This is a genomic window from Ihuprevotella massiliensis (assembly GCA_900095835.1).
Taxonomy (GTDB): Bacteria; Bacteroidota; Bacteroidia; order Bacteroidales; family Bacteroidaceae; genus Alloprevotella; species Alloprevotella massiliensis.
Genome location: LT608321.1, coordinates 613599 through 625771, shown reverse-complemented (window position 1 = coordinate 625771; position 12173 = coordinate 613599). Strand labels below are relative to the sequence as shown.

Annotated in this window: 6 protein-coding genes; all 6 read right to left on the bottom strand. The window is 46.7% G+C overall.

Features of this window, described 5'->3' with window-relative positions; translation table 11 throughout:
* Positions 1–17: 17 nt before the first annotated feature.
* The 6 genes from lpxA to BQ2633_RS02720 all read right to left on the bottom strand — a co-directional run bounded on the left by lpxA (position 18) and on the right by BQ2633_RS02720 (position 11772).
* Positions 18–812: an acyl-ACP--UDP-N-acetylglucosamine O-acyltransferase gene (gene lpxA / locus BQ2633_RS02750; RefSeq protein WP_075564919.1), complete on the bottom strand. Its 795-nt coding sequence runs from the start codon at positions 810–812 to the stop codon at positions 18–20.
* Positions 813–835: 23 nt separating this feature from the next.
* Positions 836–2239, bottom strand: coding sequence for an efflux transporter outer membrane subunit (locus BQ2633_RS02745; protein ID WP_075567148.1), 1404 nt, complete (start codon positions 2237–2239; stop codon positions 836–838).
* A 136-nt stretch (positions 2240–2375) separates the two neighbouring features.
* Positions 2376–5819 carry an efflux RND transporter permease subunit gene (locus BQ2633_RS02740; RefSeq protein ID WP_075564918.1) on the bottom strand — a complete coding sequence of 1148 codons (3444 nt, stop codon included), beginning with the start codon at positions 5817–5819 and terminating at the stop codon, positions 2376–2378.
* A 121-nt stretch (positions 5820–5940) separates the two neighbouring features.
* Positions 5941–7110 carry an efflux RND transporter periplasmic adaptor subunit gene (locus BQ2633_RS02735; protein WP_075564917.1) on the bottom strand — a complete coding sequence of 390 codons (1170 nt, stop codon included), beginning with the start codon at positions 7108–7110 and terminating at the stop codon, positions 5941–5943.
* A gap of 451 nt (positions 7111–7561) precedes the next feature.
* Entirely contained in the window at positions 7562–8944 is a 1383-nt protein-coding gene (locus BQ2633_RS02725; RefSeq protein ID WP_075564915.1) for an MFS transporter, read from the bottom strand.
* 149 nt (positions 8945–9093) lie between these two features.
* Positions 9094–11772 (bottom strand): 4-alpha-glucanotransferase, encoded by a 2679-nt coding sequence (locus BQ2633_RS02720; protein ID WP_075564914.1) that lies wholly within the window; start codon positions 11770–11772, stop codon positions 9094–9096.
* Between the last annotated feature and the right edge of the window lie 401 nt (positions 11773–12173).

Here is a 12173-nt window from a genome sequence, read left to right as displayed (position 1 = left end):
CATCTAGCATGTGAAAATTACTGTTCGTCTTCCACGTAGCGGATGAGGCCGCGAGAAGCAGAGTCGATGAAGTCGGTGAGAGTTTTGATTTCATCGCTCATCTCGATTTGTTCGTGAATCTTGATAACTGCATCTTCCAAGGAGAAGTTGCCTGCAGTGACCAAACGGAAGGCGTTGGCAAGATGGCGCAACACACGATCGCTCACTGTGGGGTGGAAGTACTCGATGACTTTGGTATTTACTCCGCGATAGGCAGGAGGGTTGCCGCCAAAGATAGCATAAGGCATTACGTCTTTTTGCACACGAGTACCACTTTGCAAGAGCGCAAACTTGCCCACACGCACCTTGCGTTGTACAATGGTGGAGGAGGACAAGATGGTGTAGTCACCAATTTGGCAAGCTCCAGCAACGCTAGCTGAAATGCCCAAGACACAGTAGTCACCAATCTGTACGTCATGACAAATGTGCACCTTGTTCATGAGGTGGTTGTGGCTGCCGATGCGTGTGGCATCTTCGGATTTGTTGCTACCAGCAATGAGCACGTTTTCACGAATCACATTGTGGTCACCAATCACGACGTGAGGTTGTTCGTCCTCTTCGTAGTGAAATGATTGAGGTTTGGCACAAATTACGGTGTTTTGGTGAATCGTGTTGTTATTGCCAATAGTCGTACCATTGAGGATAGACACGTGCGGCATAATCACACAGTTGTCGCCGATGGCGACATCGCCCTCAATGTAGGCGAAGGGCATAATTTCTACATTTTGTCCGATACGAGCATTCGGATCAACGTAGGCAAGTGGACTGATCATGGTGTTATCTTTGTGAGAGGTTATTACATTCTACCACCACCAAGTGCTTGGTAGAGCTTGATGGCTGCTTGTACCTTTTCAAAACGATTGTTGATGAGCGAAAGGCGACCATTGAGGAGGTTCATCTGCGCCGTCAACGTTTCGAGATAGGTTGTCGTATTTCCATTGTGGAAGAGAAATTCCGTGTCATCATTGGCCTTCTGGAGTTCTGTCAGACGCATTTTCGCAATGTCTGTGGCAAGGCTAGCAGTGTGGTATTTACTAAGCGCATTGCTCACTTCTTGTCCCGCGGTGAGTAGAGTTTTCTCAAAGTCGAGTTGCGCAGATTCTTGTTGCAACTTCGCTACTTCGAGTGCGCCTTTCAATTTGCCTTGTGCAAAGAGGGGTTGGGTGAGAGAAGCTATGCCAGACGCGATGAACTTACCAGGGTTGACCACCATAGCTCCAAGTGCATCTGTGAAGCTACCTTGTCCTGTAATGGTGAGTTGAGGGAAGAAAGAGCCTCGTGCCGACTGGATGCCGTAGAAAGCATTTGCAAGTTTGGCTTCAGCAATCGCCACGTCTGGACGACTCGTTAAGAGTGATAAGGGAAGTCCTGCAGAGAAAGCAGTGGGGAAGTCTTCTGTGCTGAAGGCACTAAGTTGGATGCTGTGTGGAGCTTCGTGAAGCAGCACACATAGGGAGTTTTCAGCTTGTCGGATATTGTCTTTGAGCGTGGGTACAGTGGCTTCGATTTGTAGCACTTGAGCCTTGGCGCTTGCTATGGCTGCTGAGTTGGTGTAGCCAGCCTCCTTCATGGCTTCCATAGCTTCGATGTTCTTGTGCCAGAGTTTCAGGGTAGCCTCAGTGGTTGCAAGCTGTTCGTCGAGCATCTGCAGCCCAAAATAGAGATTGGCAACACCCGTAATGATGGCTGTTTGCGTGGCTTGGCGCGCTGCTTTTGCTTGCATCACGGTGAGTTCTCCTTGCTTCTTCGCATTATAGAGTTTTCCGAAAGCATCAATTTGCCATGAGGCTTGCACGGGAAAAGCATAGGTCTCGTTGGTGGTCATACCGTCCATGAACACCTTAGATACAGTGCCAGAGGGAGAAAAGGTTATCTGCGGAAGATATGCCAATCTGTTGAGGCGCAATCCGATTTCGGCTTGTTTGATGGTGAGATCAGCCTTGCGAATATCGGTGTTGCGCTCCAATGCTGTGGCGATGAGCTTCTGGAGTTGGGCATCGGTGAAAACTTCGCGCCAAGGGAGATTGCCAAACGAAGTAGTGTCGGCAGAAGGAAGTGCTCTATCAGCATTTACGGTGTCGCGATAGAGCTGCTTCACAAAGGCTTCTGTGCGTGCTGTGTCGCGCTCGTATTTGCCAAACAAGGTGTTGCAGCTCGTGAGGAGCGTGGCAGCGGCAGCAATATATAGAAATGATTTCATGAAAATATCGTGTTGGTGGGGAGACTTATCGGAGACCTTTAGTCCACTATTGAAAACTTTGCTGGGGAGCATAGTAGAGAACACTGCGCTCCCCAGCGCGGAATGTTTAGTGGATTGAGGTCAGAGAAGTGTCTCCTTATTTAGCATATTGTTCGATGTCAGCTTCTGCTTCTTCATTGTGAAGATCAGAGAAGTCCATAGGCTTGATGCGCTCTTGCAATCCTTGGAAGATGCGGAAGAGAGCAGGTACTACGAAGATTTGACAAATCATACCTATCAACATACCACCGATGGCGGTTGTTCCTAATGAGCGGTTACCATTGGCACCGACGCCGAAGGCGAACATCATGGGGAGCAAACCGATGATCATGGCGAGCGATGTCATCAAGATAGGGCGGAGACGAGCAGCGGCACCATGGAGTGAAGCGGCTGTGATGCTCATGCCCATCTTGCGGCGGTCGAGCGCAAACTCAACGATGAGGATGGCATTCTTAGCCAAAAGCCCGATGAGCATGATGAGTGCAATCTGCACATAGATGTTGTTTTGGGCTTCACCAAACACGGCTCCCATAATCTGACCTGCCATGCCAGGGAGAAGACTCAGACTTCCTATACCTTGGATGAAAATAAAGGAACCGAGCAAACCGAAGGGCACGGAGAGCAACACAGCGAGAGGCAAGAGGTAGCTCTCATATTGTGCAGCAAGGAGGAGGTAGATGAAGAGGAAGCAGAGTCCAAACACGATAGCTGTGGTGCTGCCACCAGAAGATTGTTCTTCGCGAGTGAGACCAGAGTATTCGTAGGTGTAACCCACAGGCAGACTTTCTTTGGCTACTTCTTCTACGGCTTGGATGGCTTGACCAGAGGTGTAGCCATTGGCAGGGTTACCATTGATCGAAATCGAGGTAAACATGTTGAAGCGGTTGATGTTGTCTGGACCTTCTGTTGGGGTTAGTGTCATGAACTGCGTGATGGGTGCCATCTCACCACGTGAGTTGCGCACCTTGATGTTATTGAGCGACTCAATGTTAGTACGTGCGCTAAATTCAGCTTGAACGATGACACGATAGATTTTACCGAAGCGGTTGAAGTTGGAGGAATATAGACCACCGAAATAACCCTGCAATGTGGAGAGAATGTCGCGTGGAGAGATACCAGCGCGCTTACATTGTGCAGCGTCGATGTCGATGATGTATTGTGGGAACTTCGTATCAAAGGTGGTTTGTGCACTCTGAATTTCGGGACGCTTAGACAATTCTGCGATGAAGTCTGTAGCTACTTCCTTAAACTTAGAGAGTTCACCACCCGTGCGGTCTTGAAGATTAAGGGTGAAACCATTGGTCATACCATATCCCATGATCATCGGTGGTTGAAAGAAGAAGACTTGCGCGTCTTTGAAGGATTTCTGCGATTCGAGCAACAAGTTGATGAACACCATTTTGGCACTCTCTGTAACGGCGTTTCTCTCTTCCCAAGGTTTGAGTCTAATGAAGAAAGAACCATAAGAGGGGCCTTGACCACCCATCATGGAGAAACCTGAGATGACCATCGTGTTTCTCACCAATGGAGAAGCCATAACCATCTTTTCTACGTCTTGGAGCACTTTGTCCGTGCGGTCTTGAGATGTGCCTGGAGGCATCGACACCATACCCATGATTGTACCCGTATCTTCTGTTGGCACGAGGGTGGTGGGGGTGACTTGCATCATCCAAAACAAACCACCGATGGAAGCGACTACCAAGCCCATAGAGAGCCATGGACGCTTCACAAAGTGACTTACGCCTTTTTTGTAGCGTTCTAGGATGTTTTCATACCAATTGTTGAAAGCATTGATGAAGCGATCAGAGAAAAGACCGAGCACAGCCACGATAGCTACTGCCCATGCAATGATGCTTACGATGACATTTTCAAAAGTGAAGAGACCCACCACCATCATTACAATTGTGGCAATGAGCAATAGCAGTGTGAGCCATGGGGGAAGCGCAAGACCAAACTTTCTGCTTTTAACGGCATACTTTTGTTTCATTTGCTCCAAGGCTTCCTTTTGAGCGATTTGCACTCGTTCTCCAAGGCTACGCTCGTCGCCATGAGCTTTGAGGAAAATGGCACAAAGTGCAGGAGAGAGGGTCAAAGCGTTCAGAGCAGAGAAGCCGATGGCGATTGCCATGGTAATACCGAACTGGCGATAGAACGTACCACTAGTACCACCCATGAATGACACAGGTACGAACACTGCCATCATGACGAGAGTAATCGAAATAATTGCGCCACCCAGTTCACTCATGGCATCAAGAGATGCCTTACGTGCAGAGGTATAACCCATGTCGAGTTTGGCATGCACACCTTCCACCACCACAATGGCATCATCGACTACAATTGCGATGGCGAGTACTAGAGCTGAGAGCGTGAGAAGGTTGAGAGAGAAGCCAATGAGGTTGAGCACCAAGAATGTACCAATCAAAGCTACAGGAATGGCAATGGTGGGGATGAGTGTGGAGCGAAGGTCTTGGAGGAAGATAAAGACCACTAAAAACACGAGGAGGAAGGCTTCAATGAGCGTCTTCACAACTTCATGAATGGAGGCAAAGAGGAAGTCGTTGACATTTTGTGCAATGCTGATTTCCAAACCTGCGGGCATAGAGGCCTTGCTTTCTTCAAGAGTCTTTTCGATGTCTTGAATAATCTGTGTTGCGTTGGAACCTGCAATCTGAGATACCATGCATCCTACAGACTTGTGGCCATTGGTGCGGCTACCAAAGGAGTAGGCTTCACTACCGAGTTCGACACGAGCGATGTCTTTCAAGCGGATGAGGCTACCATTGGCATTGGATTTGATGACGAGATCTTCAAATTGAGCGACTTCCTGAAGGCGACCTCGATAGCGGAGGGTGTATTGGAAAGTTTGGTTTTCGCGTTCACCGATATTACCAGGCGCAGCTTCGATGTTTTGTTCTGCCAAAACTCCCGATACGTCAGAGGGGACGAGTCCATAAGAAGCCATTTTTTCGGGATCGAGCCAAATGCGCATGGCATAAGAACCTGCAAATACCTGAGCATCACCTACACCAGATACGCGTTGCACTTGAGGAATGAGGTTAATCTTGGCATAGTTTTCCAAAAAGTCAGAGGTGTAGCGGTCTTCAGTGTCGACGAGTGAGAAAACCATGAGCATAGAACTCTGGCGTTTTTGGGTAATAACACCCACTTGCGTCACTTCCGCTGGGAGTAGACCAGTAGCTTTGGCCACGCGGTTTTGTACATTAATCGCGGCCATATCTGGGTCAGTTCCCATCTTAAAGGTGATTTGAATAGAGGCTTGTCCCGTGTTGGTGGCAGAAGAAGACATGTAGTCCATGTTCTCCACGCCATTGATTTGCTCTTCAAGCGGAGCAATCACAGAGTTCAACACGGTTTGGGCATTTGCACCCATATAGCTAGTCGAAACCTGCACTGTGGGTGGTGCGATGTCTGGGTATTGAGTGATGGGGATTTGCATCAAGCCCATAGTACCCAAGATGACGATGAAGATGGAAATCACCGTCGATAGCACCGGTCTGTTGATAAATAGATCGAGTTTCATGAATGTGCTATGAATGTTAGGCTGTTATAGAAAAGAGAAAAAGACTTAGTGGCTGCGACTAATATAGTGTTCAATGCAGAATACACAATAAGACGCGCGAAGTCTTGAGCCTAGTCGTGAATTATTGACCTGGCATCTTCTTCTCTGCCATGTGTTGTTGCGATTTTTTCTGTTGTGCTTCGCTTTGTTGAGGAGTGATAGGCTTGATTTCCATATCGTTGCTCAACTTATTGACACCTTCCACTACGATTTTGTCACCGATGTTCAAACCTTGGGTCACTACATAGTATTGACCATTATTTTGGGGAAGTACTTCAATTTCAGTTGCCTTTACCTTGTTACCTTTACCCACAACATAGACGAATTTCTTGTTTTGAATTTCGTAAGTGGCTTTTTGAGGTACAAGAATAGCATTGGTGCGGTGCACAGGGAATGAAATCTGGCCCGTGGCACCTGAGCGAAGAATGCTTTGGGGATTTGCAAAGGTGGCGCGCATTTTTACACTTCCTGTAGCCACATCAAGTACTCCAGAAAGACTGCTTACTTTTCCCTTTTGATCATAGGTTGTGCCGTCTGCAAGAATGAGGCTTACTTCGGGTAATTCCTTCATAGCTGCTGCACTACCACCGCTAGTGCGGGTCATCTCAAGTAGTTGTTTTTCGGTGAGAGAGAAGTAAGCATACATCGTGCTGAGGTTGGACACGACAGTGAGAGCCTCTTGGCTAGAAGGGCCGACAAGAGTACCAAGACGGTAGGGGATGCTACCAATGACGCCAGAGCTGGTGGCGCGGATGGTGCAGAAGTTCAATTGGTCAGTTGCGGCAGCTAAAGAAGCCTTGGCTTGTCCTAACTGGGCGCGCATCGTGGCAAGTTGGTTTTCTGCTACGTCAAGGTCATATTGTGACACGATGTCGCGCTGACGCAGCATACGCTTGTTTTGAACGGTGAGTTCTTGAGTTGCAATTGAAGCCTTAGCCACGTTTACTGCAGCACGCGCTTGTTCAACTGCACTACGATATTGTGTGGGATCTATTTGGAACAAAGGCTGACCGGCTTTAACAAAGTCACCTTCGTCCACAAATTGTTTTACAATGTTTCCCGATACTTTGGAGCGAATTTCCACATCTTGAACACCACGAATAACGGCTGGGTAGGTGGTGTTGAGGTCCGCTGTTTGTGGAGCGATGGTTTCTACTGCGAATTCATTGCTGGACGGGAGCGATGCTTGCTGTTTATTGCTAGAGCACGCAACCAACGTGATGCCCAGCAGAAGATAAGCTATTTTTTTCATTGATGAATTTGTATTATTGCTGTTGTAACTGCGAGATAAAAACGAGGTTTTTGCGAGATAAAGAATAAGAAGTGAAAATTGGAAAATGATAAAGTTCTGTTGTGATTTGAAATGTGTAGCGGCAAAGGCACAATATTTTTGTAGCCTTTGTGCTGTACTGAATCTAGACCCTAGAAATGTATCTTCATTGGGGACTTATCCTTAGCAAAGGTACAATAAAAAGGTGGAAAGAGAATGTAGTTTTGCAGAAAAAAAAGAATCTTTCGGTGCTACTTTGTATTTTTATGACGTCAAAAAAAGTAAGGTTGAGAGATTGTAAAATGATATGTGACAAAAGTGGCACATACCATTTTTTCATCTTACATAGAAAAAGGGGAATAGTGAGTAAAGAAGATGCCACATCAAAACAGAAACGTTTTGATGTGGCATTATGAAAGATGAAAAATTGGCGCTAATCGCGTAGCTTAATGAAGCTGACGCACAAAGCACCTACCACTAGTAAACCACCAGCGACAACGAGCATCAAAATTTCAGGAGCAAGTTGTCCGGGTACAGTAAAGGCTTTCAAAATCAAACCACCTACCACTGCTGCCACGATTTGTGGGAGACAGATGGTGCCATTGAACAAACCGAGATAGGTTCCCATGTGTCCACCCTTCAATGAATTGGTGAGGATGGTGAAAGGCAAGGCGAGCATTGCTGCCCAAGCGCAACCGATGAGGAGGAAACTTACGAAGAGAAGGTATTGATCGTGGATGAAATAAACCGAAGCAAAACCTACACCTCCGAGAAGAAGACTCAGCGCATAGATGAACTTTTGATTTTTGAAGAAGGGAATCACCGTTGCCCACAACACCGAACCCACGGCTTGTACAGCAAACAAAACACCCACCCAGTTACCTGCTTCATTGTAAGCACTGCTCGTGGTGTTCAACACAACCGCTCCGTCTTTCAATATTGTTGGTGTGTGGAAAATGTTGTTTGCTATCGAACCATTGGTGTAAGTCCACATAAACATAAAGGCTGCCCAGCAGAAGAACTGCACCAAACCTACTGTCCAGAAAGTGGAAGGAGCTTTAACCAACAGTGCGAACACATTGGAAGACTCCGCTTCCTTTTTGCTTTCTGTTTGATTGCTTGCATTTGTCGCAGTATCAGGAGTAATTTGGTGATATTCGTTGTAGAGCTGAGGAGGATATTCCTTTACCGTCAGTGTGGTGTAGATGACACAGAAGATGAGGATGGCTGCACCACCATAGAAGGAATAAATCACCGTGTCGGGCACCTTTCCTTGTTCTGCTGTGTTGCTCACTGCCAACCAAGTGAGAACTATGGGGAAAAGATATCCCACAAGACTACCTGCATTACAGAGGAACGATTGAATGGAGTAAGCCGTTGATTTTTGTTCTTCGTTCACCATGTCGCCCACCATCATTTTGAAGGGTTGCATGGCAATGTTGATACTCGTGTCAAGAAACATGAGAGAAATCAAGCCGAAAATCATTGCCACTCCTACGCTCATACCAAAACTTCCTGCATTAGGAAGAAGACACATCACCAAAACAGCGATGAGAGCACCCACAAATAGATAGGGTATGCGTCGTCCGAAGCGTGTCCACGTGCGGTCTGAGAGTACACCGATGATGGGTTGCACCAAGATTCCCATCAAAGGGGGGAGAATCCAAAAATAAGAAAGATTGTGTGGGTCTGCACCTAGGGTAGAAAAGATGCGAGAAATGTTAGCACTTTGCAGTGCATAAGCGATTTGTACGCCGAAGAATCCAAAACTCAAATTAAAGAGATGAGAAAAGGGAAGGCGAGGTAGGTGTTTCATTTTTATAGCATATCTTGCGCATGAGGCTTTGCTTATTCTCCTTTCTGCAATGTAGTGCTCTAGAATTAGAGCCTACTACATTGAACAGAAAGTGAATTGCTGCTGTTACGCCAAAACGGTTGCTGCTGCGCGTGTGAGGTATTAGATAACTATTGTCGTCCGCTTTGTTCCACCAAAGAGGTTACACGTTGATTGAAAGCTGTTTGTTGAAGCAAACTTTCGATGCTCAAGTGCATGCGATAGCGCCAGTAGTGTCGGGGATTCGCAGGAACGTTGATGCGTTCGCCTTCAGCATCTGCAAAGCGCAATTTTTCATCCATCGCAAACCAATCTTGGAGTGCCAAGATGGCAAGCATAGAAGGACTATTGAGATGACGGCGCACCACTTCTTCGCACACCCAACCAGGAGCATCTCCAGGAACTTCACCACCGAGGTGGAGCACATCGTAGTAGTAGCGACAAGTTTGACTGTAATCTTCACGCCACCAACCACGGAATGTAGCCATGTCGTGAGTGCCAATCGTGCAAACAGAGCGTTCCGGATACCATTCCACGTTGCCGAACTCGTGTTGTGGATTTTTGGGCATACGTTCTATCTCGAGAGAAAGAAGTTGCAATTCATTCATTACCCAAGGCACGCAGTCGGGCACCATACCGAGGTCTTCTCCGCAAGGAAGCATAGGAGCTGCTTCGCAAAGTTCGGGAAGTTTCTCCATTGCGCAGTCATACCAGAACTGATTGTGACGCTCGTAGAAGTAGTGGTTGTATAAGCGATTGAAAGCCTCTTTCTCGTGCTGCTGCAGACGCTCGTAGATGAAACTTTGTTGCGCTGCAATGCGTGGATGATACAATCCATGCTGTTTGTGGTCTTCTACAAAAAGCACATTGTTGATGAGCGAGAATACTCCATTTTTCAAGGCTTCAGCATTAGTCATCGACTTGCCTTCCTTGTTGAAATAAGCCTCCACGGCACGCTGTGTAGCATATTCGGGACGAAGTGACCACACATCGTAGTGGCTATGCACTAAAAAGGTTTGTTTCACCCATTCGCTTTGATCTCCAAACACGCGATGGAGGATTTCATCGCAAATGAAAGGAGAAGTCATGAAGTCTTTTTGGAAATAAAGTCCGAAAGTTCCAATTTCTTCGGGCGACATGGGGAGAGCAGGGGTGAACTGTCCGAGCAATCCTTGTACACTATGGCTTGGAATTTCCCAAATGCGGAAGAATCCAAGGATATGGTCGATGCGATAAGCTGTGAAATATTCTGCCATCTTCGCGAAACGACGCTTCCACCATTGGTAGCCATCTTGTTTCATCACCTCCCAATTGTAGGTGGGGAAGCCCCAGTTTTGACCATTGGCAGAGAAGGCATCAGGTGGTGCACCTGCTTGTCCGTTCATGTTGAAATAGTATGGCTCAATCCAGGCTTCTACAGAGTTGCGAGAGATACCGATGGGGATGTCACCTTTGAACATGACACCTTTGCTTCGTGCATAGTCACTTGCAGCAAGGAGTTGCACGTGAAGGAGGTATTGGATATAATAGTAGTAAGCAACTACTTCCCATGCCTTATTCTCTTTGGAACAGAGTTGTTCTATCGCAACTTTATCGTAGGTGGAATGTTCGGGCCACTTACTGAAGTCCGGAGTACCAAACTTGTCGCGCAAATAAGAGAAGGCGGCATAAGGACGGAGCCAATGGGAATTCTTGTCTAAGAATATCTTGAACTCTTGAGTTTCTAGCAATTGCTTACCACTTTCTCTAAATGCAAGCAACAAGTAGTCTCGCTTCGTCTTATTGACGCGATCGTAGTCCACTTGTGGAAGTGCATTGAGCTCGCGGAATTCTTTATCGAATTGAGCTTGCTTCTGTGCATTATTCAATTTGGGCACCTCTCTTAAGTCTACGTACATGGGATGGAAAGCGTAGATAGAGATGGAGTTGTAGGGATATGAGTCTACCCAGGTTCCTGTGATAGTGGTGTCGTTGATGGGAAGAATTTGCAGCGCTTTCTGTTTGGTTGCAACTGCCCAATCCACCATGTGTTTCAAATCTCCAAAGTCGCCCACGCCCTGACTGCCCTCACTGCGAAGGGAGAAAACAGGAACGGCAGTTCCTGCAATGCGTGGGTGGATGTTAGAGAAGTAAACTTCTATTTCTGGAGCAAAGAAATGTACTCCTTCGTCTAGTTGAGGAAGTAGGAGTTGTCGATTATTTCCACCTTCCCATTCTTCCACCTTCCCTGTGCTGTTGAGAGTAACAAATTTGTAGTCGCTTGACGGTTCCAGTTGTTTGGTGTCAAGTGTGAGTTGCCAGTGGTTGGCTGCAACCTCTTCAAGAACGATAGCTTCAGCAGGATTCCACGCACCGAGTGCCTTGCTTTCTCCGACAAGAGCGAGTTTAAGCCCACGCTGACGAAGGGTGGGGCAAAGAACTCGAAGAGTATAAGTAGATTTGGCTAGTGAAGCGCTAGCAGGATGTTCTGCTCCAAAGTCACCAGAAAAGGCAAGTGAGAAGAGAGCATTATGTTGTGGAAGGTCGCGCCAATTGTCAGTCGCAAAATAGGCGGCTTCGACTTGGCTTTCTGCGTGAATGATGTGGCGTTGTGCTCCACGTTCTTGACGCACGCGTTGTGTGCCGCGCCATACGCTATAGCGGTAGGTGACCAATTCTCCTGCGTGTCGATGAGGCAATTTGACAGTTGTTTCCCACTGTTTGCCATCCTCTGTAGATAAAACAACAGGGTTATTCGCATTGCCATCTATTTCAACTGCAATGTGTTCTCCCCATTGTGTGAGGTAATTAAGTTGGAAGTGGATAACCATATTTCGTTAGTCTTTTTATCGGTATTATTTAAGATGCCTATGTTCTGACATGATAACGTTTCGTCCTCAAAAGTACAAACTTCTTTCGAAATGACGTGTTTTTTTGCAGCAAAAATGCAATGTTGACCACTATAAAATCATCAATACGTGACTGACTTTAGAGGGAAAGATGTAAAGGTGTAGAGATTACTTTCAGGGTGCTAGGCACTAACCTCTCTCGATTTTCCTTTTTTCTAATAGAATGTTGGGAGTTTTAGTTTGAAAATCAGTGGTAGCAAAATATTCTCTCAATAATATACCTTTCTTCATCTTGAAAGTTTTCTTTGCTATGTGGGATAAAAGGCGAAAAGCGGAGTGCGTAGCATAGTTAATATTGGGCACAAAAAAAGACTATCCAAAAG